We start from the raw sequence: 26,436 nt of genomic DNA, 5'->3' as shown, positions 1-26,436 counted from the left end.
TGACAGGTTAAAAAATACCATATGCTTAAAGTAACGACTATTTACCAGCAGGATGCTGCGCCATTCCGGCAATGGCATCTGCTGATACCTATTGTGTTGTTTGCTTTAGGTTTTTTCTTAGTACTGGTAACACAAGTTAATTACTTTCGAGGCGTGCCTGGCGATCTGGGCGATGCTCGTTTCAATGGCATTATTCTTGAGTACTTTTATCGATGGGCGAGTGGTGGTAACGAATCGCTATTGAATCCTGGGTTTTTTTATCCGATGCCTGGTGTCCTTGCATTCAGCGACAACCATTGGGGAACTGCGTGGATTTATTCGATCTATCGCATATTAGGGTTCGATCGGTACGTTGCTTATGATCTCTGGTATTTGACTGGTTATCTTCTGAATTTCGCATCCATGCACCTTGTGCTTCGGAAATTGGGCTATTCTGTTGTTGCTGCTTCCTGGGGGGCGTTTTTCTTTGCTTTTGGTATGCCAACGGTTGCGCATGTGGGTCATGCTCAATTGATGTACTGTTTTCCGGCGCCTTTGGCGCTCTTGTGTTGGCAGCGCTTTCGCCAGTCAGGTTCTCCACTATGGTTGGGGTGGGGTGCCTTGGCCATTGCACTGCAGTTTTATATCTCTATTTATCTTGGGTATTTCTTGTCATTGTTGTTGCTTGCCTGGGTCGGTGCACAGTGCTGGGTTGAAAGGACATCGCCTTTAATGTGGTTTTCCGGTTTTGGCTCTTGGGTGAATTATAATAGGCGCGATGCTTTGTTCCTTTTTGTATTGCTAGGTTTAGTGGTGGCCAGCTTATTAATTTTAATGTACCCCTATGTTTTGTATTCAAAATTATATAGTTTTTCACGTGATTCCCATGAAATCTCTTCAATGTTGCCGCGTATCCGAAGCTATTTTATTTCTGATGCTTCGACTATATGGAATACCCTCAGTGACCATATAGGTAAGAATTTGCCTATGCGTCATGAGCATCAGATGTTTGTGGGTTTAGGTGTGTTTCTTTTGGTTGTGCTTGCGTTAACTTTGAATAGATCGCCAATGGTATATGTTGCTATTATATCCTTGGTATTATTGATATTATTTACATTAAGTATTAAAAATCAGTCATTCTACCTTTTATTTGCAGATCTTCCTGGAATTAATTCGATTCGCGCTGTATCTCGTATCATTTTGATACTGATGATTCCACTTGCGATTCTGATTGCCTCTGGAATAGATGCAGCACGATTAGAAGGTGGAAGATGGCTTGTATTGGCTGCTTTACTATGCGTAGTGCTCATGATTGAATCTGTTTCAGTGAAAGGTAGGTTCTACGATATTTCTGAAGCGAAGATGCGTGCTGCAAAAATCGATGAAAAATTGCCTGCACATTTGAATTCTTCTGCCGTGATTTTTGTTCCTGTCAATAAATCCGAGCCATTCTTTATGACTGAATTGGATGGTATGTTGCTTGCTCAGGAACGTGGATTGAAGACGTTGAACGGATACTCTGGAAATTTTCCTGATGGTTATTCCGTTCATGATCCAAATCAACCGATGTGCTTACAGGCTCTTTCGCGCATTGAATCAGCACGGCGTTTTTATTCTGAGCGCCTTAGGAAGGATTTGGATATAAGTATTTTCAAATACTTCGTTGCATTGGATATTCCGAATTGTTCCAATAGAGATTGGCGTGAAATTCCAAACCAGCAGATACAGCGTATCAAGCTTGGAATCGTAGATGTAAAAAAACTGAATGATGGACGTTGGGAAGTCCAAGTTAAGATAGATAATCAGAGTGAGTATCCTTTGCTTGTATCACCTACTGAGCATCCGCTGCGATTATCTTGGCAAGTGCATGCGAAAGGGACTCCTCCTAAAACCGAGGCTTGGGTACCTCGTATTGATTTACCTCAAGGAGAGGATATTAAGCGCGGGACTCAGCGATATATTCGCTTCCTAGTTAATGCTGATGAAAGTGCTGATTTGATACTTAGTGTTTCTTTGGTTTTGGAGGGACGTGTTTGGTTGCATAATCAAGGGATGTTTATTGCTCAAGGGGAGTTATTATGAATAAAGAGAAAATGAAAAATTTTTCATTTAAATGAACCTATTGCAAACATTTGAAGCGACATCATGGTGCAAAGAGATTAGCACTCAGTTGTTTATCGTTATAAATTAAGTTGAATGCGTCTATCTCAGAAAATATCGATATTGATTGCACTCTAATTTGTTTGACTGAAACGGTCAATTTTTTCAGTGTAGTGTATGCTCTTCGTGATGTAAGATGATCCCATAATTTTGATGGAAGTTTTAGCTATTTTTAACATGACATGCAGGTTATATGGCCTCACTGCTTAATTTTTGCAGTATTTTCTCAGAAAATGTTTGCGTATACAGCACGATACAATGACACACTTTTCAAGAAAGAACTTTGATTTTGGGGGCATAAATTGGATCGATTTGAATAATATATTATTTTTCTTTGTCTTTGGTATTCCAAATTAAACCTCCCGGAGTAAGATATTTTTGTTAGATGTTTTTAATCTTGATGTTTTTTATTTTAAGTTCTTTTTTATTTTCAGTACCTTAAAGGTAGTCGTTTGGAGTTGAGTTTTCCGTGTACGTTTGTACGAGGAAACGACAATGATATTTTTGCTTTCTAAGCATTTCAAGCATCCTTTTTATGTGGTACTTTCGGAAAAAATAAATCTTGAGAGCAGTGGTGGTCGGGTTCAAAAAGTTTTTTTCAAGTTCATGAAGTTATTGTTTCCAGAAACATTTATGTAGAATTAGAAAAAAACGCTGATGACACTGGGTTCATAGTCAAGCCCATTAAAAATTTCATTTCATTTGTCTTTTTAGTTGTAATTTAATCGGTTAGCAAGTATTTCTATTTTATTAAGCTCTGGTGTAAATATAGTAATCCTGATCTGATCTGGATTTATTTCTGCATGGATGCGGATGTAGGTGAAGTATCTTTCCTAAAAAATATTTTTCATATCTGTGAATCGCGAGAAAAATTGCATTTGAATTTCTATGTATATCAATATGTATCCGAAATACTTGTTAGCCAGAGCTAGCCAGGACTCCGAGTAAAGAAGATGGCTGCATGAAATGCCTTAGAAATACTGAAGAAATTGTATAACCAACGTACCGAGAAGCTATCGTTGTGTCACCATTGCATAGTGAAGGATTGCATAAAGAAAAAAAGCCCCGCGTCAGCAGGGCTTTTTCGATAAATACAACGTCAGTTTATTATCTTAGAAATCCATACCACCCATACCACCCATACCACCAGAGGCAGGTGGGGTTGGGTCATCTTTCTTTGGAGCTTCGGTGACCATTGCCTCTGTGGTGATCATCAGGGAAGCGATTGAAGCAGCGTTTTGCAATGCTAAACGAGTTACTTTGGTGGGATCCAAGATGCCGCAGCTGACCACATCACCAAACTCGCCAGTAGCGGCGTTGTAGCCGAAGTTGTCCTTGCCTTCTTTCACTTTGTTTAAGATGACGGATGGCTCTTCGCCGGCGTTGGCAACAATCTCGCGCAACGGTGCTTCCATAGCGCGCAATGCGATTTGGATACCGTGTGTCTGGTCTTCATTGGCTCCCTTCAGATTGCTGATCGCAGCGAGTGCACGTATTAGTGCTACGCCGCCACCTGGAACGACACCTTCTTCGACAGCTGCACGAGTGGCATGCAGAGCATCTTCAACACGTGCTTTCTTTTCCTTCATTTCCACTTCAGTTGCAGCACCGACTTTGATGACTGCTACACCACCTGCGAGCTTGGCTACACGTTCCTGCAATTTCTCGCGATCGTAATCGGACGTGGTTTCTTCGACTTGGGTCTTGATTTGCTTGATGCGGCCATGAATAGCACCGTTATCGCCAGCGCCGTCGATAATTGTGGTGTTTTCTTTAGAGATTCTCACTTTCTTGGCTTTACCTAGATGATCGGTCGTCGCCTTTTCCAGGGATAGACCTACTTCTTCGGAGATCACTGTGGCGCCTGTGAGTACAGCCATGTCTTCCAGCATGGCTTTGCGACGATCACCGAAACCAGGAGCCTTGACCGCGCAGACTTTGACGATGCCACGGATGTTGTTAACCACCAGGGTCGCCAAAGCTTCGCCCTCTACTTCCTCAGCGACAATCAGCAACGGTTTGCCATCTTTAGCGACGGCTTCAAGCACAGAGAGTAAATCGCGCACATTGGAAATTTTCTTGTCGTGGAGCAGGATGTGCGGATTATCAAGTTCGACCGTCTGCGACTGTTGGTTGTTAATGAAGTATGGTGACAAATAGCCACGGTCAAACTGCATACCTTCGACCACGTCCAATTCGTTTTCCAAGCCTGAACCGTCTTCAACGGTAATTACGCCTTCCTTACCGACCTTCTTCATTGCTTCGGCGATAATGTTGCCGATGGACTCGTCTGAGTTAGCGGAGATCGTGGCGACTTGAGCAATGGCTTTGTCGTCGCTGGTTGGCTTGGAGATTTTCTTCAGTTCGGCCACTGCGGCAATAACTGCTTTGCCGATGCCGCGCTTGAGATCCATCGGATTCATACCAGCAGCCACTGCCTTGGTGCCTTCGCGGATCAATGCTTGGGCTAGCACGGTGGCAGTGGTGGTGCCGTCACCGGCGCTGTCGTTGGTCTTGGACGCGACTTCTTTAAGCATTTGTGCGCCCATGTTTTCAAATTTGTCGGCCAGCTCAATCTCTTTGGCAACAGAGACGCCGTCTTTAGTAATCGTTGGTGAGCCGAAGCTCTTGTCAATCACCACGTTGCGGCCTTTGGGACCCAAGGTGGCCTTTACTGCATTGGCAAGGATGTTGACCCCGCGCACCATACGTGAACGCGCGTCTTCACCGAAACGGATGTCTTTGGCAGCCATTATGTCTTTACTCCAGGATTTGCGATTAGAACATTTAGGGATGGATGGAATAATGTGCCCGCTGGTGCCGTGATATGCCGGATGCATTTACGGTTTCAGGCTTGGTTGAATTAATTGATGACCGCCAAGATGTCGTCCTCGCGTAATACTTTGTATTCGACGCCTTCAGCCTTGTAGGTGCTGCCCGCGTATTGTCCATAAATCACTTTGTCACCAGCTTTGACGCATGGGGTACGGACGTTGCCGTTGTCTAGTGGCTTTCCGGTGCCGACAGCGACGACTTCACCTTTGGTGGATTTTTCCTTGGCGGAGTCTGGAATCACGATGCCGCCAGGGGAAATTTCATCGGCTTCGATTGGCTTGACCACTATGCGGTCGTGAAGCGGTTTGATGCTCATAAAGACCCTCTTTAAGTGATTGATTGATATAGATCGTATAAGGCGCGCTAGCACTCTTGTGTGATGAGTGCTAACACTGTAAGTACAAAAAGCCCGATCATCTCGGGACTAAGCTTATATGTGGCTCGGCGTGGGGCTTTCAAGAGACGTTAGAGGATTTTTCGTGAAAATCTTCTCTTAACCTTATCCATATGCGGCGAGCCCTTGATCGGTGTGTTGAGGTGGTCAACTTACTCTGAAGGCTGTAATAGCGTTACTCAGCCAACCCTACACGCTTTAGCTTGAGGACGGGTATCACGTGGCAAGCTGGGTAAACCGTGTGTGTTGTTTCAGGTTGCTAGACTTGGTTCGATCGTTTGCCAGCGCTTGACCTGATGAGCTTTTTTGGTGAGTGGCTGCGTCAGACAGTTTGGATGGTCGTCTGAGTGGACTTTACAGACATTTACCTCATAAAAACATGATTAAGGGGTGTCCATAGTTTGTCCAGAGCATCCCTAAATGGGTTATCAAGTATGTCGTTCTTCACACTAATCTCACAAATCTGCTAGCCCCCGATATCAGGGCATCGTTCAGGCTTTACACTGTGAGCTTATGCCCTCTCACGTACACCTAATTTTCAGTACCTGCCCTGATTTGCCCAGCGCTGAGCTCATTTCTCGTGTGTTGGTACAGGAGCGGTTGGCAGCTTGTGTCACCCAATGGCCGGGCGCGGTCTCAATCTATCGTTGGCAGGGGAAGATCGAGACTACGAAAGAGATCCAGTTACTGATTAAGACGAACGCTGTGCACGTGAACGCGGCGATCGCGCGTTTGTGCGCACTGCATCCTTATCAACTGCCGGAGGCAGTCGCGGTCCAGGTCAGCGCAGGATTACCTGATTACTTGGCTTGGATCGATACAGAGATTGACGAGGAACGCTCCCCACCATGACGCTCTTACATCGTTTAGCCGCACTCTGTGTGTTGGCAATGATTTCTTTCCCCGTAGTTGCCATGACTGAAACTGACCTGCTTCCGGTGGAACAGGCTTTTGTGGTCGGCGTTACAGCTCCTGATCGCCATCATGTGCTGGTGCATTGGAAGATCGCGGATGGCTATTATCTTTATCGACACAGGATTGCGGTGCGGATCTTGAATGATGGCGATTTCAAAAGCGATCCTAAGCTGAACTTGCCAAATGGTTACAAGAAGCACGACTCGTATTTGGGAGACGTTGAAATTTACCGGGGAAGCTTGACCGCGGTGCGCAGCATGTTGGCCGCCAAAGGCGTGCGTAAACTTGCGCTGCAAGTGCATTACCAGGGGTGCGCGGATGCAGGTGTCTGTTACCCACCACAGGTGCGCACGCTGCAGGTCGCGTTGCCGACCTATGCTAATGATTTGGATATAAGTGCTAAGGTTGATAAGCAGGTTGGGGGGAGTAGTCGCTTCGACACTCGGCCATTGCTTAGCGAAGTGGCTCCAGGGATCCATGCGTTGCCGCTTCCAGCCGAGCAAGCGTTCGGTTTTGAGGCGATTGTTGGCGATGGCAACCATTTGCTTTTGCGTTTTACCCCAGCCAAGGGTTACTACCTATACCGTGACCGCACCTCTCTGGCGTTGGAAGGAGTGAAGAGCGTTCATACGGATGTGGCGCATTGGCCACAGGGCAGTAAGTACCACGACGAGCATTTCGGTGATGTGGTGGTCTACTTCAATCAGATTGAAGTGATGCTGCCGCTACAGCGCGATTATTCAGGACCTGTCGCTAATGCGACTCTGGTAGCGACTTTCCAGGGGTGCCAAATTGATGGCATTTGCTATCCGCCGATGACCCGTCGAGTGCGGTTGTCCTTGCCGTCTGGAAAGGTTTCCTCCCCGAATCGCGCTAATGCTGTGCCGCTGATGGTCTCACCGTTGCCAGGTAACCACATGCCGTCCCAGACATCATTGCGTTGGTCCGGTCCCGACGCGCTGCCTGGCACGGTCAGTAAGCCAGCCGTTGTGGTTGGCAATGTTCTGGAAAACCACCCGTCGCACAGTGTGAGTAAATTGTTCATGGCACTGTCTCTGGCGTTAGCCGGCGGTTTGCTGTTGAATTTGCTGCCATGCGTATTGCCGGTTTTGTCGCTGAAGGTCTTGGCTCTGGTTAAAAGTAGTGAGAGCCGTGCTTATGCGCGCCGCCATGCAACTTGGTACACAGTCGGTGTGTTGCTCTCATTTGGCGTCGTCGGTGGTATCGCGATTATGGCCCAGATACTATGGGGCTTTCAGCTTCAGCAGCCTGGCTTTGTTGGTGCGTTGGTTTACTTGATGTTTGCCGTTGGCCTGAGTTTGTCAGGGGTGTTCACCATGAGCAGCACCAAGTTTGGTGGGATAGGTCAGTCTCTGATGGCTCGCAGTGGGCCACTAGGCGATTTCTTCGCTGGCGTGTTGGCTTGTGTAGTGTCTAGCGCCTGCATCGGTCCGTTCATGGGCCCTGCTCTGGTCTATGCCTTCACCGCACCGCCATTGTTGGCAATGTTAGTGTTCCTCACACTGGGCTTTGGTTTGGCATTACCGTTTCTGCTGATTGGTTTTGTGCCATCGTTGACACACCGGTTGCCGGTGCCAGGTCCATGGATGCAGACACTGAAACACGTCTTGGCATTGCCAATGTATTTGACTGCGGTCTGGTTATTGTGGGTCCTCGGCAAGCAGCGCGGTGTGGACGCACAGTCGTTACTGCTAGTTGGCGTGGTATTGCTGGCGATGGGATTGTATTGGTTTGAACGCAGCCGTTGGAATGGTCATCGTCTGGGCCTTGGGTTATCCAGTGCATTACTGTTGTTGGCCTTGCTGCCGCTTTGGGGTGTGACACAACTGAAGGTGCCACATTTGATCACGCAGAATGTCAGTAGCGACGAGGTGGTTTACTCGCCGCTGCTTCTGGACCGTCTGCGTGCCGATAACCGTGTTGTTTTCGTCAACGTGACTGCGGATTGGTGTGTGACTTGCAAGGCGAATGAACGCAATGTGCTCTCTAGCGATGCTTTTCACGACATGATGCATCGGATCGATGCTGTTTATATGAAAGGTGACTGGACCAATGGAGATGCCAAGATCACTACGTTTCTAAAACAGCACCTGGCAGTAGGTGTACCGCTGTATGTGGTCTACGGCCCGGGCGCACCACCAAACGTGCTCCCCAACGTGTTGACCAAGGATGTCGTGGAGGACGCTTTGCTGCGCGCTGCACGTTAAATATCCAATGTGCCTCTGATCCTATTCTGGTGTCATGCCCGTAAAGTGGTTAGCCGGGTGTCGATGTTGATCTGCGGTGACTGACATGACGAAGTGCTCGTCGTCATTGAAGGTCCTGGAATTGATGGGCAGTCCGAATCGCATTGTTTATGAGTTCGGCTGATGTGTGCTGCCACATCACGATGCAGCGCGAGGTATACAAGCAATACGACAAGGAGAGGCTTTTTGATCACCTTGCCGCCCAGATAAAACGTATTAAAACCAGTATCTTGATTTTTGTTGACTTCCTCATGCCTTGTACTCAGATGACGGTTGGGGGACTTAAAGTTCGTGCTGGTCAATCGGTGTTACTGCAAGCGATGTGCTTGGAAGTGGATATGAATCTCCCTGGGAGCCGGCCAAGGTTTCTGCAAAGGCATTGGAACATGATTCTCCAACAGGTCTGGGTACCGTTGAACGATTGCATTCCGATATGTTCGGAGTGCCACCGCTATATAAGACGTGTGGTGAAGAGCATCCGTTCTCTTATGCGTGGATTTTTATTGATTTTCGGAGTTTCTCGACGCAATGTTTTCTGTATTGCTTTAGAAGACTAGACTGGTTTCTACACCACTGTTGATTTCAAGCAAGATCTGCTGCCTCAACAGTAGAGATATCTCTTGATGGCCAAACTCTATTTTCTGATGAGGTGTTTCTTGTCAACAGGAGAGCATGATGTGTCAATGCAATGGATGAAGGTGTTGAATATTGAATGGCGTAGTGGAAGCCAGAGATTGGTGCTAGAGATCATCCAAATGAAACTTGCATTGAACAAGACCAATGATTCGTTCCAGATGTGGCTACTAGAGAACCAGTAAGGAGTCGAGGAAGCCGAATACAGGATGAAGCACATGCTCAAGGAAAAACAGGCTGAGGTACTAGAGAAGTACAAGCAACAGCGCAAAGACCTGTAGGAGACCGATAAAGGCATTGCATGTGTGAAAACAACAAGGTCCCCATTGAGCAGGCAGAAGATCCAATGTTGATAAATCTCACAGAGAGGGGGATAGCGAAAGAAGCAGCGATGCCGTTGGTTGAAAGTGATACGGTGGAGGATGTATTCCAGGGTGGTGAAGTCGTTGCTGAAGTAGAAACAGGAATGTGAGGAACCGTTCAATATGTTGAGCGCAGTAAAGCGGAGCGATCATTGGGCTGGCATCCGTGTGCTGTCCTTGCTGGAGATAAAGTCAGTCACACGGTACAGCAGATCTTCCAGCAGAAGGGTCCGGTAGGTGAGTCAGAGGCTGGTGGAGTATCACGCCTCAATTCAGATGCTATGACCTTGTGAAGAAAAACCTTATGGAAAGGGTGTGGTGTCTGCTTTCTCCTTGTCTGGGAGGCTTACTTTTTGTATCGCTTTCTTCAATCACTGTCCTTGGTTTCTTTTGACGTTCACTGGCGTTGAAATTTTGCTTTTTAGATAAATGATGCAATGTGGAAGCATTGCCAAAAGGGCTTGCCGGACGGAGAAGGGGAGTAGGATCCAACAGCGATCGACTGACATGGGTTCCTCCAAACCGTGCGTGTGGGGATTTTCTGAAGCGATGAGGCTGCATGCACACCGTTGTACAAGCACGTTTTCCGATGGCAGTGAAACGGTGTTTGGCTGGATGTTGTACATGGGATGACAGGCCAGGCGCATATCCAGGAAATGCTTGATCAATCCTGCGATCGTGCATATGTGTTTGCATGCCATTGTGATCTCAAAAACGCTTGCACCTCAGGTTGTGCATATGCCTGACATGGTTGCATGACCAACCTGCTATCTGTTGATAGATGCCTTGGATAATTCGATCTGGTTGATGGTCATCGCAACACAAGTCCAGAACATCATGGGGCTTACAAGATTAGGTTGATGATCTAACTTGCCACAGCTCTCATGACGGATAGAGGCGAGTCATTACTTATCTAAATTGGCACAGAAAGCCGTGATTGCTCGCAAGAGTAAGCATTAAGCATGTCGATGCTTGTGTAGCGCGAGTGATTCAGCGTCGCTAAGAAGGTGATTGCGCCGTGCTCTAACAACAAGGCAAAACGTCACGATAGTTGAGTGGATACTGTGTCCACAATGGAGGCGAGCGCACCCTTGAGCGTATCAATGTGTGTTCGTCGCTTGTCCGTGTCTGATGGCAAGCACGCTGGCACCGTTCTCGTGTTCAGGTCACTGGTCTGTGTATTTTGACAATGCGTGAAAATGTACATACGACCTGATCTCTTTTGATAGGTGACGTAAAAGCGCATGTATGCGCTTTCCATATCGCTGTTTGGATGGACATTTAAATAGCAACGTTTGCTCTCTCATGACATTCACTGGATGAAGAGGCAACGACTGCATGATTACCGAAATGGGTGCTGTGTTCGCATCCATGTATGAGGTGGTGCTATCGATGGCTCTGAACGATTTGGTCATCGCTGATGGTAATGATGTGGTATTGCTGAAATTGCCTGAAAAGAGGAGATGCGATCAGATGCCTGACCTTGTAAAGGCTACGGTTGTGGTTACGATGCATCTTTCCAGTTAAATTGCGAAGAGGCACACTTGATTGGTAAGCCTGTTGCTTATGTCGCAAGTGTATTTGCTATGACGCCTGTCTCTTGCCGCAAGATCAGAGTGCACCATGTCCCATATCATCGGCCTATCTTGGCGTGATGAGACAATGGGTAAAGGGGCCAATACATCGACAGTGGCGCGGACATGGGTGATCCATCTTTTGCGGTGATGTTTGATGTTCTGTAAAACAGCCGAAACGGCTGCGTTGCTTCGCTTGGAGTCATTTCTGGTTTTTGAGGCAATGACAGTGCGTGGTTCGTGATGTCTAAATCTGCAGTGACAGCAGTCAATGCTCATGGGTGTTGGTACTCTTGAGTATCAATCCCTGTTTGTTTATTCGGTATGTTTGGCAAGTATGTGGTTAAGTACGGTGACGTTGCCGCGTCCGGGTCGGTAGCCTGCACGCAGTCCGCGTGCGACGTAGTCAATCCCTGCTCTGCAGGCTTCATTGAGTTTCAGTCCAAGACACTGCTGAGCGGTAATCGCTGAGGATAGAGTGCAGCCGGTGCCGTGAGCATCTAGTGCTAACCGTGGGGTGCTAAAGCGCTCGCGCACTGTGCCGTTGTCAAAACGATCAATCACATTGCTGCCTTCGTTCAGATGTCCGCCCTTAAGCAGTACCGTTTGAGCGCCGAGCTTCAGTAATGCTGCCGCTGCGGTGTCGGCGTCGCTGCTGGTGTGGATGTGACGATTCAGCAGCCGCTCGGCTTCTGGAATGTTAGGCGTGACCAAGGTGGCTAATGGCAGTAGACGGGTGCGTACAGCGTCCAGCGCATTGTCTTCAAGAAGTGTGCTGCCGCTGGTGGCGACCATGACGGGATCTAGGACGATGCAAGGAGGCTGATGTCGCTGAAGCGCTTCGGCGACCAGTGCAATGATCTCGGTATTGGCGAGCATGCCGAGTTTGACGGCGTGTACATTGAAGTCGGAGAAGCAGGTGTCGATCTGTGTTGCGATGAATTCCAGCGGCGGTATATGGACTGCATTAACCCCACGGGTGTGCTGCGCGGTCAGCACGGCGATCACCGATAGTCCGTGTACATGATGTGCGGCGAACGTTTTCAGATCGGCTTGGATGCCTGCGCCGCCGCCTGTGTCTGAGCCAGCGATGGTGAGTGCGGAGACGATGTTGGGGATGTTCATGTGGTGATTGTGCAATGGGCGTTAGATATCGTGCATGTTGCTGCATTGGTGATTCAGTGGGGTACACGTCGCATGATTTGTTCTCTCGGTAGAGGGCGTGGTTGAGAGCATGTGATGGATGTTGAATCAACTGGTGAGCGGTACGTGGATGACGTCTGGCTGACATTTCTGATGAAGAGGAGGTGTTTATTGCGTCCTAACTCTTACTGAACGTGGGTTGCAGGTCGATTGCTGCGGATCGTTTGTCAAAGACTTGCATTCGATCTTGTGTGTTGCTCCGGGCGGGCAATGTTCCCTCAGTGCAGTGAGCCTGGATGGTGGGACGTCAGCAATACATCTGTGAATGTGGTGCATGGGTTGGCGAGGATGGGGCATAGGCATATGTCAGCACGGTCGCAATGGATGCATGGGGTGGACACATTGGACTCCATGCCAGTTGTGCATCATGTTTGCAGTGAACAGGGGCACGTCCAGAGGCATTCATTGGGTGTTGCAGGAATTGCACGCTACAGGTAAGACTGTGAAAGCGGTTTTTGTGGAGTCGGGAGGCCACAGACCAAGTGCCAGCACAGGTGCTGCAGAAAGCAGCGATTGCACTGGAGATGATCACGTATGCCGAGTAGAAAAAGGGTTTGGTGTGATTGCCACGCCGTTGGGAGTCGGGGTGGATGATCCTTTGTCAGCAACGGGTGTGTAATAACAAACGGTAGTTTGATTCGTTAGAAGAGTTATATTCATTATGCTGATGCTGAGTCACGCAAGGATATTCTTGCAATTGCTTACCATCTTTAGGACTTTCATTGATCTGTCTAAAAGTGCTGAGAAGATCAAAATGAAGGAGAGTCACCGCATTACTGAGTGAATAGTCATGTCAATGAAGCAGACTCAAACCGGCAGGGCGAAATCGGACCTATCCGGAAATAGAATCTGGATCCAAGCGTGGTTGAAATAAGCACAGAGGTTAAAGACAGTCATTGATTGAATATGTTAGATAAGAACGGATGAATCAAGAGGTTTGATTGCTTGTCCACGTGTGTGTGTGGTATGGGCTGTTTAAGGCTTGCGATGCAGTACCTATAAAGCGCCATAGACGTAACAGGATTTAAATATATAAACCACGTCACGTAAAGTATCCGTAATTCTTTTATTTTTATGTGCGTAAATCACATTGATCTGGCAGGGTTTGTATTGAGTGACCAGAAGTTTGGTGAGGAAATAAAAAAGGCCGCCATGCGGCGGCCAAATGAGACTTAAATATGCGTGATTAATTAGTATAATCTATTATCCAATCTATTAATGTGAATTGCATCACATAGTGATCGTTTAGTTAATGCAAATGTGCAGAAGGCGCGTTCTAATGTTCCTACAAACGCAGTTTCATACAGCCAGTGTGATTGCACCTTCATAGCCGTTACGATTGCTCAGTGCTGAGGGATGCTGGGCAGTGCGGTGTTGGTTTTTGTTTCCATCAATGGATGTTCTGTGTTGCAGGATTGTTGCCAATCCCTGGACTCAGTGATTGAGTTGTGTCGTCATGGTGGAATCACAAGAGCAGGACCTGTAAGTGAATGTCACTGCTGGGCTTCATGTTGTCTTTGGCAAAGCGCTGCAACCGTTGTTGAGACCTGGTAGTGCATGGCTATTAGTATGCAGCAGTGTTCGGTGTCCAAAGGAAACTCACTTACGTTATGTGATCCGTGTATTGCCAGGTCGCTGCCCGGGGTACCTCGATGATGACAGGTGGCGTGATCCGATATCTGGGACAACGGTGTGCCAAGCCAGCGGCAATGCTTCAGATTGGATGGTGTCTGGCAATGGAGTGCCAACTGGTTTTTGGAGGTGACATTCGTCGATGTCGGTGAGCAAAGCTTCTACGTTTGGATATTAAAGAAGTCCATCGGTCAGTGCTTTGTTGGTTCACAGGATGTGTGACTTGGTTGAGCGATGTGCATGGGGGGATCGAGATGACATCCATGCTTTCGATAGCGAGTTTTGTCAGAGTCACCCTTCCAAAGAGACACGGAGTACACTCGTTGCCATGCGTCAGTCGGGGACGTTGGATTCGTATTTTTCATCGGTCCTCATAGACCGGCGAACAGCCTAGCCATATGGAGAGTGTTTCATGCCTGTGTCTCGTTTTGCTGTGTTTGGTCATCCCGTCACCCACTCACTGTCACCGCGTATCCATACCGAGTTTGGCCGTCAGATGGGTATCGCGCTGCACTACGTTGCATGTGATGTCACGCCAGATGCTTTCAGCGCTGCGTTGGAACGTTTTGCTGCGGAGGGTGGATGTGGCGCAAACGTGACCCTACCACACAAGGAGGTTGCATTCGCAGTGTCCACAACGTTAAGCACGCGGGCGCGTCGTGCCGGTGCGGTCAATACGCTGTCTCGCGTCGACGGTGCTTGGTATGGCGAGAATACCGATGGCACAGGTTTGGTACGTAACTTGACCGAGCGGTATCGCTTGGACTTGCGTGGCCGCCGTACCTTGCTGCTTGGTGCTGGTGGTGCTGCACGTGGTGTGGCCCCTGCGTTACTGGATGCTGGTATTACCGAGATGGTGATCGTCAACCGCTCCCCTGAGCGTGCCGACATGCTGTGCGATGCGCTTGGCGAGCCGGGCCGGGTCAGTGCACGCTACTGGGATGACCTGGGTGACCTGGGAAGCTTTGAGTTGATCGTTAACGCGACCTCGATCGGGAACAGGTCCGATGCGCAGACCTTTGTTCTACCACGTTCGTTGTTGGACAGCATGACCGCGGCGGTAGACCTGAATTACGGTAACGCAGCAATCCCTTTCCTGGCCTGGGCGCATGCTGCTGAGACTCGCTACGCGATCGATGGGTTAGGGATGTTGGTCGAACAAGCGGCTGAAAGTTTCACCCTCTGGCACGGTCGGCGCCCGGATACAGATCCAGTCTATGCGGGATTACATCAGAGTACAGAGATCCTAGTCGGTCAGGACTGAAGAATAGGCGCGCTTTTAGTGTTGCTGATGATCTCTCTAGATGTAGGGTGTACGGTCCCTTCTATTCATTACTAATGTCGTTGGTCAGTAAGTCAACATCGGTGTTTCAATGGAGGAGATTTGAACTGAGGTACCCTGACTGGCATCAGTGCAGAACGGACTCGTCTCAGATGGTGACGTATGTGCATGGATTGCTGTGATGTTTGAGCAGCAAGCGAACGTATCGATTGGTGACGGTGTTGAAGCAATGTTGGCGACGTTTAGGGACTACTCATCAACGCTGCGTGTAGGCTACAACACTCAAGAAAAACGAGTGGGATAACACTTACAGAAGGTAACGTTATCCAACATTCTTCTGCTCTTATCATCTTAGAGGCTGACCGGCTTGAACCTGCTGTGCACGGTGAAGCTAGGCGAGGCGTTGCGCGAACTGAAGGAGTGACCACATGGTGGACACATGGGGCCTACTCACACTGGTGCACGCTCGCACGGTACGACTGACGAGATGCGCGACTGGGTTGACCACACTTGCGGTGCTGCACTTGCGGTGCTGCCGTGGCTGACGGTTGCATGTGCCCCGCTGATGGCCCCGTGGTGCTGCACTGTCTACTGAACTGGATCAGCGACGGCACCGTACGTGCCGGGGCTGTTGGCTGGGGGACGTTGCAGTGAGGCCGAATTTCCAAGGATGCGTTGAGACGCGCGTGTGGCTGCAGGACGATGTTAGGCGCCGCGAACTCTGATCTTCACCGTATCTTGTGCTATGTCGGCTGGCGGAAGTAGATGTGCTGCGGTCGCCCATTCTGCAGCGAAGACGTGCAGCGGTTGTGTTTCTGTGCTTGGAACGGGGTGCACCTGGGATGCAGAACGACGAATGACGACGACGGTATCTGAAAAGCTCTCGCCCTGTTCCAGTCGTCACAGAGCAAGTGGTGCACAGTTTCGGAGAAGTTGCCCCGGTCCATCGTGAACCGTTGGATGTAAGACAAATGGACGCAGTCAGGAACGGAGCCACTCTTTCCCTTGAGTAACGGGTGCCGTTTGCACTCGTTGTCGTTTGCGTGGCTGCGCGAGTGGCACAAGCTGCGATTACTACGGTATTGGCGGCCACCGTAGCGCGGCTTGTAGCGGCGCGTTTACCACAAGGCCGGGAACGCCCAACACCTAATGAGGTGGGCAAGCCTGCTAACTGATTGCTGCCCCTTGTGGTTAGGTCGGTGGAGCTTGCGGTGCTCTGGCCTATTGGGAGCAGCGTTAGCTAGAAAGGAATGTCATCGTCGCATGGATCAACTGCCTTCTTGGGTGGCAACGCGCCCTTTGGCACCGGCAGCTTCGTCACGATGAACAGGTTGAGGATGTCCTCCATGTCCATGAACATGACCTGCGAACGCTGTGTTGCGTCCAGCTTGTTGCTGAGTCAGTTCCTCGCTTATTTCGTTATCTTGCTACCGGCGACGATCAGTTCCGGGTCGAATATCTCGTGCCCAAGCATCATGATCATCCTTCAGATCGTCGCATGGGTCATGCATGGCATCTGAGATTGAGAGGCCGGCAAAGATCATCACATGGTTGGTGGATGCGTTCGCTGGTGTGGTCAACGGCATCGCCTCCGCGTGCACCGTCCTTGTCGGTCTGTTCGCTGCTGCATGGGACGCGATCAAGTGCGGCTTTGTGTCGGTCTTTGACTGGATTGCCAACAAGATTGATTTGGTCGTCGGTAGCATGAAATCCGTCGTGGATTGGGTGGGCAAGGTAATGGGGCGTGGTTCGGCGCAGATTACGGCCAACACACACAGGGTAGCGGGGCGTATGCAGGTGCTACAGGCGGTGCATGCATGGGAGTCAATACCCAATACCTTAGAGTCAGTAATGGCCCACTTGGCTACGCTACCGCCCTGCTCAGCGTTGGTGGTAGCACGGTCAGCAATGCCAACAATACGACCGTGACTGTCCCGAACATCACCATCACCACGTCCGACCCTGTGAAGACTGGGCAGTTGGTGTGGGAGGAACTGAACAAAGCCAACCTCGCCGCAGTGCGTAACGGTCAGTCCGCTGTGCTGCTGTGAGGCAGGAGCACAGCGTCAGCCGGTGACCACAAGCAACACCGACCGCAAACCCATCCACCGTGGCGGGTTTGTTTTTGACTGACCAATCATGCGGCAGCAATACGGTTCATTTATCACGTGGACTGCTTTGAACATCACAACCGTATTTGAGGACACACCAAACGTTGCCTGTGCGACCTCGGCACGCTGGGCCGGATGAGTGGACGGTAGCAGCGAGTATTGGCGCGGAGCTGCAAGGTCTGCTAAGCACTGCTACTTTGCCAGCTGTTGTCTCAGTGATGAAAACCAAACTTCAACCACTCTGCTGCACAGAGCTGCTGTACGCCCTGCAAACTTGGCCTAATTTTGGCCCAATCTAAGACTTCGCCGAACAATCAAAACTGGTTTCTCAACCAAGTGATATGTCAGCCAACCAAGTGCTATCGATGTGGCAATGAGTGCCGCAATCGCTCCTGTGGTATCAAAACCTATTTTCAATGCCTGGAAAATCCACATGAGCGGGAAGTGATTCAAAAAGACCCCGTAACTGATATTTCCAAGCACTGCGTCTATCTTGCCACTAGGCAATCGGATCAACCCAGCAACTATAGGCAATCCGACCAAAATGCCGAGCAATACTTCGAAACTGTAAGGCCGCATAAAGGTGCTGTCGTGCAGCACCCAAAGAAAAGCTATGAGTGAAATAACGTAGGTTGTTATGAGAAAAGAAATCCGCTCAGTGCTTTTGCTTTCGTAGAGAAAGCTGCCCAGAAGAAATATAAATAAGGTTCCGGGCAACAGTCGATAGCCAAAGAAGTCTGTGTTGATGACTCCGAAGTATGCAAGTCCAAAGACACATAAAGACAACAAAAAGGCATAACGCTCTACTCGATACAGTAATAGGAATGGAATTGATATATAGAATGTCAGTTCCAATCCAAGGGACCAAGTCGGAGGAATTAATAATGATTTTTCGAGACCGAGCATGTAGAGCGAAAGTGGAAGCATGAGCGCATTCATTACAATCTTAAGCGCCGATAGTTCTTCCAGAAATGGATCTTTGTAGTTGGTGATTGCTACAAAAATGAGCGTTGCTACTAAATAGAATATAAATTGTGGAAATAGTCGTAAAACGCGATCTAAATAGAATTTTTTGATTTTCCCTTTACTGTCATAATTTCTGCGAATCAAGGCCGTCATGACAAAGCCGCTGAGCAAGAAGAAGGAAATAACAGCACTAACGCCTTGGTTGTGCCCAAAGAACTGAATGCCTACATGAGACAGCAATACACATATGGCAAGGAGGAGTCGGTAAGTACCCACAGTGGCGATTCTCGATAGCGTGTTCGTGTTTTTTCTTTCGGTAATGACTCTGTGCCTTACCGCTTACTTTGGTCGTGATGCTGATGGCTCCTGATTTCAGCCCTGCATGGGTCGGTTATGGAGCTTGCTTTTGCTTGTTGGGTATCGCGCAGAACTGCGCTAAATGCTTGTTTTTATTGGCGGAGGCGGTGAGATTCGAACTCACGAACGGTTGCCCGTTGCTGGTTTTCAAGACCAGTGCAATCGACCACTCTGCCACACCTCCGTAACCCTAACTCCAACAAATTTCAAGACTGGCGCAAGGGATTGTTCCGCGACACTTATTCTACGTTTGTGTCTTTATTCTCCGTCGAAGTACTCAGGCTATCTGGGCGGTGGCGGTAGTCGCCTTTTGTCCGCCTTGCCTAGGGTACTCAGACAGGAGTTGCTATTATCACATGCTCCGTGCTGGTTGATTCAACTCTCGCATCAATTCGGCCGTCCCTGGTCACCACTGAATGCTGACCTTAGTGTCAAGTCGATGCGGTGTCATTCACTGTTCGGCACGTGCATATCGTAACGCTGATGCGTTTCATTCTCATGGATACTTGTAGTACATGGTGAAGCCATGTCATCTGGAGCTTTAGGTTGGCCTGATCCAGGCAATGGGGATTGGCAATAAGCGATTCCCGCACCTCACCGAAGTGACGCATCATCCATTGCCGTCATTGTTTAAGCGTGAGCGGACGCGTCATGCCACTTCATATGCTGCGTTAATCAAATTCATGTGTTGGTTGCTGATGTTCAGTGCCACCGCACTTTGTCAGGAATTCCGGTAAGAGTTTGAGCAATGCATGCTGTGCCAGGGAAACCAGCACGGTAACTTGCACCGGACCACATAGTTCTGCGCTGAGCTGGTCAATGATTTCGCGGACAGCGTGGGACTCGGCTATCCTCATCTGAGCATGGCGGTAAACGTGCAGGTCGGCGTGTGGTCCAATCTATGGTGTGTGGGCGGTGCACTCCTTCAGTCGATGCCGTAGATTGACGAGGATTGCTGCGGTGATTCCCCAAATGCGTCTTCCAGACCATTGGTACTCGAATGCCAGACGCGACTGGGCGTGGTGTCCGATTTCAACACGAAGCAGGTTGGACGGATTCATAAGGAATGCCAGTGGAACTTCAAACACTTCGGCTACTTCGTCGGGCTGTAGTGTCGGTACAAAGGCAGGGTCGATCGCTGCGACCAGCGGTGTCACTCGAAACCCACTGGAAGTTATGAGCGGATCCAGATAACCGAGCATGTATACCTGTATTGCAATGAGTCCGATTTCCTCGTTACTTTCTCGCAGTGCGGTGGCGGCGGTATCGGCATCGCCTGGTTCAAGCCGTCCGCCGGGGAAGCTGATCTGACCAGGGTGGTGGCGCAAAGTATCAGTACGCCGAGTCAATAGCACCCGGGTGCCGTCGGTGTGTGGTATTAGGCCAACCAGTACTGCGGCTTCGCTTGAGGGACTGGTTGACGTCGAATGAGAGGTCAGATTGTGATGGTTCCAACTGGGTCCTTCAGGTGGGGCATGCAGCGGATGCAGTGTGTGCAGCAGGTGCTTGCGCTCGGATAATCGATGGGCGAAGCCCGCAGCGGCCAATGCACCCTCATGCGAGCATTGCTGCGGGAAACGCGTTCGCTGACCATGACCATGCATTTATGCTGCTCCAGGGCTCGTGTTCTTAGAATATATCCGCAGCCTTTGCTCAATATTGATTGGTATGCCTTCGAACATACACCCGTGTAACGATGTAACCGATTGAGAAGATTGGGCAGCAGTAACATTGCCTTACGGGGCAATGATCTTAGCTGGAGATGAAGATGTGGCGATGTAAAGGCTTGGAGCTACATACGACGGCGTCGGTTCTGCATGGAACCGGCGTCGTCATGCGTGTAAGAGGCGGTGCTTACTTGACACCCACCAGTTTGACTTCAAACTGAACAGCGGCGTTTGGCGGGAGCATGTTACGTGGATCTGCACCGTAAGCGTCATATGGCAGGGTGATTTCCCACTTCGAACCAGCTGGCATATTCGTCAGGGCTTCGCGCATGGCTCTGATGTCAACAGCACTGACCTTGATTGCTTGGATTTGCTGTGACGGGTGCGGCTGCTGTGGACGTTGGCCCCATGGGAACGGGCCGTTTACTTCTAACTGCACGGTACTGGCCTGGGTTGGTTTGGGACCCTTGCCAGCTTCCATGACCTTGTATTGCACGCCATTAGGAAGCAATTTTACACCTGGGGCGCTCTTGTTTTTGGCCATGAACTGCTCACTTTTAGTCTTGTTCTCGGCGGCAGCTTTTTCGTACTCGGCTTTAGCCTGCTGTGCGCGGGCCTGTTCCCGTTTTTGGAATGCCTCAAGTGCTGGGCGTAACTGTTCAACAGTAACGGACGGTTGCTTCTTGTTGTAGCCGTCCTCCAGACCTTTGACCACGGAATTAATATCCAATTGTTCTCCACGCGCGGTTAACTCGTTTAAACCGCTGCCTTGTTGATAGCCCAAGTAGTAGCTTACTTTGCCCTTTTCGGACGTGGTGTCCTGGGCCAATGCATTGCCCGTCAGGGCCAGGGTCGCAACAGCGACTGCGATCAGACGCAACTTCATCAAAAATTCTCCAAATGATGGTGGCACAGGACGGATCTTCCGCCTGAGTGAGGCGCTAGAATAGCGGGCGATATTGCGTTCCGCCACTTGCGATGCTTAGCTTAAGACAGACAATGGTTGGTACAAGTTCCGGTTTTTGTTCACTCAGGATCGATTTCGGGTATTGCTGTGGTTAGGTAGGGTCTCTACCGCGAGCGGGTGAGATAAACGTAACGTCTTGCATTGCGATGTCTTCAAAACGCAAGACATGGTGATCATGGCCGCCTTGAACCTTAACGGTACGCTTGATAGTGTTCGGCGGCTTCGTTTTCAAGTGTTCCAAGTGGGGTCCAAACATCGCGGAGCAGGGATGTTCTTTTGATGTTTAAAGAACGTGAATGCAACGGCTCTGCCGACGTGTATTGTGCTTGATTGTTGCAGGGTATCCCTGCTCAAGCCGATGACCGCCTTGATGAACAGATGTATTTCGGGCGACGGGTTTCAGCGGTGATCGGCCATCGCGTGCGAGTGCCTGCGGTCAGGGCAGTCGTTATCAGGCTTGGATGGGTTACTGGTGTTGACGGCCCCTGGGCACTGACTGCGTTGTATGGGCATCGTGTTCTGTGGGGGCTGTATTGACTTGGCAAGTCAAACGATGCACCGCATGCCTTGGGCTTGGGCTTGGGCTTGGTCGACGTGATTTAAGAAAGCAGTTTAATGCTTACCAAGTTCAGCCTGTTGTTCGTTATTGAGAACATGATGTGGGAGCCCCCGGATATTCCCGGAGCATGACCCGGTATAGTTCGGCAATCTATTTGAGAGCGCAATGTCTACCGACCATCCTGCCATACTCTTATTGCGTTGCGTGCTCGACCAAGATCTGGACCGGGCCCTGACATTGGGGCTGATGGAGTATGAGCCTGCTTCCGGCGACACAACACTTGATCCAATGTATCCGGACTTGCCCACACAGCTGCTCGCCGCGCAAAGACGTTTACGTCAGGCGTGGGCGGCACGTGAACGCCATCGCGCGCGCGCCGTCCGGTTACAACGTATTGCTGCTGCACGTGAAACGCGTCGTGTTACTCCTACATCTGCGTCCTTCACGCGGACCTCCTCCGCACTACCGCCTTTGGCCGCGGAGATCCTGAACCGTGCCAAGGCCAAGGCCAAGGCTGCCGGACATCACGACATATGATGACTGGACCGACTGACAACCCTGTTGTTCGTCGTGGCAGCACAATGACCCCCGCCGAGATCCGGGAAGCATTTGTGCGGTTACAAGAGATCAATCCACATCCAACCACCGAACTGAAATACACCACCCCATTCGAACTGTTGATTGCCGTGATCCTGTCTGCACAAGCCACCGACGTGGGGGTGAACAAGGCGACGCGGCGGCTGTATCCGCTTGCCAACACGCCGCAGGCAATGCTCGACTTAGGCGAGGATGCCCTGAAGCGCTTTATCTCCACGATTGGCCTGTTTAACGCCAAGGCCAGGAACGTGATTGCTACTTGCCAGATCCTGGTCGAGAAGTACGGCGGTCAAGTTCCACAAGATCGTGCCATGCTGGAAGCATTACCCGGTGTCGGGCGTAAGACGGCCAATGTCGTGCTCAACACGGCCTTTGGCCAACCCACCATGGCGGTAGACACCCATATCTTCCGTGTCGCCAACCGCACTGGGTTGGCACTCGGCAAGAACGTGCGGGCCGTTGAGGACACACTGCTCAAGTGCATCCCGCAGGAGTTTCTGAAGGATGCACATCACTGGTTGATTCTGCACGGACGTTACGTTTGCAAGGCACGCAAACCGAACTGTCCACAGTGTGTGATTGCTGATCTATGTCGCTACAAGGACAAGACGCCAGCGGGTTAGGGAGTGCTATTCAAGTCGCTTTAAACCATTGGTATGCAGTGGATTAATGTGTCGATAGCTCGCCACTGGCAATGTTCGTAATGCTTTACGTTTAAAGACTGCAATTGGAGTGTATTGCGTGTTCTGAATACCGCTGCGGGCCACCGGGCAAGATAGACTTTACCTTGCTTGCAGGACTGGCAGCTGCGCGAATCCAAAGATGTATTGGCCTCGTACCAGCAGCAGTGACACTGTGTTTCCGTGTTTCTGGAGGCATTAACGAATACACATAGGGAAAAAACTTAGGGATGTTTATTCTCGTGGCTCGCCTTTAATTAAATCCGTTGGAGCGCTTTTGATTCGAGAATGCTTCAGTGAGGATGAGCGACCCAACGATGCCAATTGATAAGCCATTGGCGTCAGATTGCATGACTCCATGCTTCCTCATAGGCATGACGTCATGTCAATCCAGGCATAGATCTGGGTTATTACACCCCCGCAGTGCTTCTGCTTCTTGGTCACTTTGGGATGTTGGCAATACGCTGCCTCGGGTTTGGCTTTGGCTGCTCTGTTGTCCGCTCCCTATGTTGATGTGGCGCGTAAAAAATTGTCTAAGACCCAAGCCTCTTCAATCGCTGTGGCTTGCAGTAATTTTTACAGTTTCGTCAATGCTGCGTGTCTAAAGAACCATCCGGTACCACACATCGGTGCAATCACGGTGTTAGGTGAACTGTCTGATCGTGTTTGACAGCAACAGCGCGGATTGCTGGACACGGCGGATGCAAGTGCCACAAAACAGTATCCAGACGTTGCTTGGTGACTTCTAGTCCAGCGGGCTGGACGATGTTGCAGTGGAGGCGGGCGGCATCGCACTGATCCTACCGTCGATCTCACGTAGCGACGCAATCTAGACATCCAAGGATGTCTCCACGGTGATCACGGCGTTGCACCACACTGGAATCCTGGTGACATGCCACTGTGGTGCTGATATCGAATTGAACATGCAGGGTGGTTGGGCCTGCCCGATCCCGGGTTTACACCCGTACCGATGCCGACACCGTTGCACTTACACGGATGTGAGGGGCGTCACTACGTGAAGCAGATGCTCACGTTGACTCGTACTTGCAGCGATTGCCTCGCAGCCGAGGCTGCTTCCGTGTTGCGAATCAAAATGGCGCTAGCGAGTGTCGTCAACGCTGTCCAGGAAGCGCATTGATAAGGGCGATATTGCTGCAGCAATCTCTCTTACCCGATGACGTGATCCATCACCTCCTCATCGTGACTACCGCGGTGTTGCCAGCACCGTGGTTCCCAAGGTGGTAACAGCACTGCTGCGTGCTACGGCGTCTACGGTGCACGCATCGCCGATCAGTGGATGAAAGGCTGTCAACACCATCCCAGGCCATCCGTTATCAGAGCCAAGCAGATCAAAGACAATAAGCATGACATCGTGCTTCTCGTATCTGGAGCAAATACGGCGATAACCTTTGAGTGTGTGCAACAGACGCTCGACTTCATCACGGTGCTGTGCTTATTCCCAAGGCTCAATGCGCGTACGTAGCGGCGGCATGACAGGGATGCAGCTCAAGTCAAGCACTAGCCGGGTGGGCTTGGTGGCCTGCATAGAGGCATTCCATCAGTACGTGCAATGGACGATTCGGTGATTCGAACCGCTTGAGCCATTTGTCACCTGCGGCGCATCGAGTGTTTGTCCGGACGATAAATGGAATGTAGTGGCGTGCGTTTCTGTTGCGGGAAGGGGATGCTTGGTGTTCCACCCATCACGGGATGTGCCGAGATAGCCAGCGAACCGTTTTTTGAGGTGTACCAGTACCCTCCGGAGGGACCTTCACACTCATACTGTTCAGCGACACAGCCGGGCTCTCGAGCTGCACGCCCGGCTTCGCCCATCTGTTGATACGTGTGTAGATCGTCTGCCAGTGGCCAAACCAGTCAGTAAGCCTTCTGCACCGCTTGGGTAGGCAGATGGGTCACGTGCGGATACAGACTAGATCGCGTCTGGCATTGAGCCTATGCCAGAGACCATCCGCGACAGCTTATTGCATTCAGCAACGTTGATAGCGGTGCTGGAAGTCGAAGACCCGCCGCCGAATCAATAGGCGAGTTGTGACGTCAGTTGGGCGTCACCCAGCGTGCATGTGGATCACAATACTCTACCCAGCTGGAGCCGCAATGCAACGTACTTTCTGCTCATTCATGATCATTGCACCCGACGGAGATAGGGTGGCTTGGGTTTACGCCCACTACCGCCGAACGGGGGCTGCCCACGCCAGTAACGGATCAGTAACCAGCCAAACAGCATGCCGCCTAGATGTACGAAATGTGCCACGTTGGGTTGCGAACCGGTGATGCCCATCAGCAGTTCAATGACACCGAACAACACCACAAAGGTCCTTGCTTTCATGGGAATCGGCGGAAAAAGCAGCAAGATGCGCTGGTTCGGAAACAGCATCCCGTAGGCCATCAATAAACCGAACACGCCGCCGGAAGCACCAAGCACTGCTGCACCGCTGTCCAGCAGCCAACTGACCGATAGCTGGCATACACCAGCACCGGCGACACACACCAAGTAATAAGTCAAAAAACGCTTCTCACCCCAGGTTTGCTCCAGTGGGGCACCGAACATGAATATTGCGAGCATGTTGAAGAACAGGTGCTCGAAACCGCCATGCAGAAATCCGTAGGTCAGCAGCTGCCAAGGCATGAAGCTGGAACCTAGTGCAAATGCGTCGAAGCTATCACCGTCCAGCGGCCACAGCATCAGCGCTGCGAAGGTGTTTTTGCCCAACATCAGTTGCAATAGGAAAATGACGACGTTGGTGAGCAGTAGACCTTTGGTGACGGTAGGTAATCTCGCAAACATAGAAGGTTCCCCCCAGAAATTGCCGCCATCATAACTAGCCTGTTATGAAGCGCCCAACATCGTGGTATTTAAATTGCCAGCAGATGCTGGATAGCGGGTCAGGCGGTGCTTTCCCCGTTGTCTATTAACGTACTGTTCGTACCAGTCGGTTCCTTCCGTAGAGGTGGTGTTGCGCTTGTCGGAGCACGTTACACATAGAGGGTGCGTTTCAGTTTCTAGTTTTCTGGTAATGCATAGCGTCGCTGCCGTATTAGCTTGTGCAGATGTGCATACTTGGCAGGGACAGCAACCTGGCCTGCTATGGAATCGCCGTATAGCGGAGAAATGATGGCGTTGGTGAGCGGTAGGTCCTTGGTGACGATAGGTCAAAGTAACTTCGGAGCACGGGGTGGCGCGTACGCCTCTATATAGCGGGATGTTGCAACATGCTGTACACGGAACTGTATAACAAAAATATGCTCGGAATAGTGGTGCCGCTATGTTGCTGTAT

Annotated in this window: 22 protein-coding genes and 1 tRNA gene; 14 read left to right on the top strand and 9 right to left on the bottom strand. The window is 50.3% G+C overall.

The features are described from left to right. Positions 1 to 21 precede the first annotated feature (21 nt). Positions 22 to 2,061 (top strand): hypothetical protein, encoded by a 2,040-nt coding sequence (locus PLS229_RS08845; protein WP_038270430.1) that lies wholly within the window; start codon positions 22 to 24, stop codon positions 2,059 to 2,061. Positions 2,062 to 3,251: 1,190 nt separating this feature from the next. Here PLS229_RS08845 and groL read toward each other — a convergent pair. Further along, positions 3,252 to 4,892, bottom strand: coding sequence for a chaperonin GroEL (gene groL / locus PLS229_RS08840; RefSeq protein WP_038270431.1), 1,641 nt, complete (start codon positions 4,890 to 4,892; stop codon positions 3,252 to 3,254). A gap of 110 nt (positions 4,893 to 5,002) precedes the next feature. Beyond that, positions 5,003 to 5,290 carry a co-chaperone GroES gene (locus PLS229_RS08835; RefSeq protein ID WP_038270432.1) on the bottom strand — a complete coding sequence of 96 codons (288 nt, stop codon included), beginning with the start codon at positions 5,288 to 5,290 and terminating at the stop codon, positions 5,003 to 5,005. Between the two features lie 591 nt (positions 5,291 to 5,881). Here PLS229_RS08835 and cutA point away from each other — a divergent pair. From cutA to PLS229_RS08810, 5 genes are all read left to right on the top strand, one after another. Further along, positions 5,882 to 6,220, top strand: a complete 339-nt coding sequence (gene cutA / locus PLS229_RS08830; protein ID WP_038270433.1) for a divalent-cation tolerance protein CutA — start codon at positions 5,882 to 5,884, stop codon at positions 6,218 to 6,220. Next, the gene (locus PLS229_RS08825) at positions 6,217 to 8,511 is read left to right on the top strand and encodes a protein-disulfide reductase DsbD family protein (protein ID WP_038270434.1); all 2,295 of its coding nucleotides are present in this window, start codon (positions 6,217 to 6,219) and stop codon (positions 8,509 to 8,511) included. Before cutA ends, PLS229_RS08825 begins: the two co-directional genes overlap by 4 nt. A gap of 149 nt (positions 8,512 to 8,660) precedes the next feature. Next, on the top strand, positions 8,661 to 9,107 hold the full coding sequence (locus tag PLS229_RS08820; RefSeq protein WP_152536576.1) for a hypothetical protein: 447 nt from the start codon (positions 8,661 to 8,663) through the stop codon (positions 9,105 to 9,107). A 377-nt stretch (positions 9,108 to 9,484) separates the two neighbouring features. Next, positions 9,485 to 9,655 (top strand): hypothetical protein, encoded by a 171-nt coding sequence (locus PLS229_RS08815; protein ID WP_160165123.1) that lies wholly within the window; start codon positions 9,485 to 9,487, stop codon positions 9,653 to 9,655. A 1,228-nt stretch (positions 9,656 to 10,883) separates the two neighbouring features. Further along, complete coding sequence (locus PLS229_RS08810; protein WP_114867174.1) at positions 10,884 to 11,072, top strand: hypothetical protein; 189 nt, start codon at positions 10,884 to 10,886, stop codon at positions 11,070 to 11,072. A gap of 362 nt (positions 11,073 to 11,434) precedes the next feature. Here the strand turns inward: PLS229_RS08810 and thiD are convergent, their stop codons facing one another. Continuing rightward, a complete protein-coding gene (gene thiD, locus PLS229_RS08805; protein ID WP_038270437.1) occupies positions 11,435 to 12,244 on the bottom strand; it encodes a bifunctional hydroxymethylpyrimidine kinase/phosphomethylpyrimidine kinase in 810 nt (269 codons plus the stop codon). A gap of 2,122 nt (positions 12,245 to 14,366) precedes the next feature. Here thiD and aroE point away from each other — a divergent pair. The 4 genes from aroE to PLS229_RS12485 all read left to right on the top strand — a co-directional run bounded on the left by aroE (position 14,367) and on the right by PLS229_RS12485 (position 17,287). Continuing rightward, a complete protein-coding gene (gene aroE, locus PLS229_RS08800) occupies positions 14,367 to 15,218 on the top strand; it encodes a shikimate dehydrogenase (protein ID WP_038270438.1) in 852 nt (283 codons plus the stop codon). A gap of 1,034 nt (positions 15,219 to 16,252) precedes the next feature. Next, entirely contained in the window at positions 16,253 to 16,411 is a 159-nt protein-coding gene (locus PLS229_RS08795) for a hypothetical protein (RefSeq protein ID WP_160165125.1), read from the top strand. 334 nt (positions 16,412 to 16,745) lie between these two features. Further along, on the top strand, positions 16,746 to 17,165 hold the full coding sequence (locus tag PLS229_RS08790) for a hypothetical protein (protein ID WP_038270439.1): 420 nt from the start codon (positions 16,746 to 16,748) through the stop codon (positions 17,163 to 17,165). Next, a complete protein-coding gene (locus PLS229_RS12485; protein ID WP_267903157.1) occupies positions 17,162 to 17,287 on the top strand; it encodes a hypothetical protein in 126 nt (41 codons plus the stop codon). The genes PLS229_RS08790 and PLS229_RS12485 overlap by 4 nt, the downstream gene beginning before the upstream one ends. Before the next feature lie 339 nt (positions 17,288 to 17,626). Here PLS229_RS12485 and PLS229_RS08785 read toward each other — a convergent pair whose 3' ends face one another. The 4 genes from PLS229_RS08785 to PLS229_RS08770 all read right to left on the bottom strand — a co-directional run bounded on the left by PLS229_RS08785 (position 17,627) and on the right by PLS229_RS08770 (position 21,223). Continuing rightward, positions 17,627 to 18,589 carry an acyltransferase family protein gene (locus tag PLS229_RS08785; RefSeq protein WP_051482254.1) on the bottom strand — a complete coding sequence of 321 codons (963 nt, stop codon included), beginning with the start codon at positions 18,587 to 18,589 and terminating at the stop codon, positions 17,627 to 17,629. Positions 18,590 to 18,766: 177 nt separating this feature from the next. After that, a tRNA-Ser gene (locus tag PLS229_RS08780) sits at positions 18,767 to 18,854 on the bottom strand. A gap of 715 nt (positions 18,855 to 19,569) precedes the next feature. Then, entirely contained in the window at positions 19,570 to 20,274 is a 705-nt protein-coding gene (locus tag PLS229_RS08775) for an NUDIX hydrolase (protein ID WP_051482255.1), read from the bottom strand. A gap of 250 nt (positions 20,275 to 20,524) precedes the next feature. Further along, positions 20,525 to 21,223, bottom strand: coding sequence for an FKBP-type peptidyl-prolyl cis-trans isomerase N-terminal domain-containing protein (locus PLS229_RS08770; protein ID WP_038270440.1), 699 nt, complete (start codon positions 21,221 to 21,223; stop codon positions 20,525 to 20,527). Between the two features lie 411 nt (positions 21,224 to 21,634). Between PLS229_RS08770 and PLS229_RS08765 the strand changes: the two genes are divergently transcribed. The 4 genes from PLS229_RS08765 (at position 21,635) to PLS229_RS08750 (ending at position 23,810) form a co-directional block, all read left to right on the top strand. Continuing rightward, complete coding sequence (locus PLS229_RS08765; RefSeq protein WP_160165126.1) at positions 21,635 to 21,841, top strand: hypothetical protein; 207 nt, start codon at positions 21,635 to 21,637, stop codon at positions 21,839 to 21,841. Positions 21,842 to 22,028: 187 nt separating this feature from the next. Beyond that, positions 22,029 to 22,400 carry a hypothetical protein gene (locus tag PLS229_RS08760; RefSeq protein ID WP_038270441.1) on the top strand — a complete coding sequence of 124 codons (372 nt, stop codon included), beginning with the start codon at positions 22,029 to 22,031 and terminating at the stop codon, positions 22,398 to 22,400. After that, positions 22,400 to 23,083 carry an endonuclease III gene (gene nth / locus PLS229_RS08755; RefSeq protein ID WP_114867173.1) on the top strand — a complete coding sequence of 228 codons (684 nt, stop codon included), beginning with the start codon at positions 22,400 to 22,402 and terminating at the stop codon, positions 23,081 to 23,083. The genes PLS229_RS08760 and nth overlap by 1 nt, the downstream gene beginning before the upstream one ends. 550 nt (positions 23,084 to 23,633) lie before the next feature. After that, on the top strand, positions 23,634 to 23,810 hold the full coding sequence (locus tag PLS229_RS08750; protein ID WP_160165127.1) for a hypothetical protein: 177 nt from the start codon (positions 23,634 to 23,636) through the stop codon (positions 23,808 to 23,810). 534 nt (positions 23,811 to 24,344) lie between these two features. On the opposite strand, the gene PLS229_RS08745 is transcribed toward PLS229_RS08750, so the two are convergent. Further along, positions 24,345 to 24,506, bottom strand: a complete 162-nt coding sequence (locus PLS229_RS08745) for a hypothetical protein (RefSeq protein WP_160165128.1) — start codon at positions 24,504 to 24,506, stop codon at positions 24,345 to 24,347. Between the two features lie 777 nt (positions 24,507 to 25,283). Next, positions 25,284 to 25,946 (bottom strand): rhomboid family intramembrane serine protease, encoded by a 663-nt coding sequence (locus PLS229_RS08740; RefSeq protein ID WP_038270444.1) that lies wholly within the window; start codon positions 25,944 to 25,946, stop codon positions 25,284 to 25,286. Between the last annotated feature and the right edge of the window lie 490 nt (positions 25,947 to 26,436).

Source organism: Xylella taiwanensis, from assembly GCF_013177435.1.
In the GTDB taxonomy this organism is placed as follows: domain Bacteria; phylum Pseudomonadota; class Gammaproteobacteria; order Xanthomonadales; family Xanthomonadaceae; genus Xylella; species Xylella taiwanensis.
Note: the sequence above shows the minus strand (reverse complement) of the source record. Positions and strands in the feature narration are given on the sequence as shown.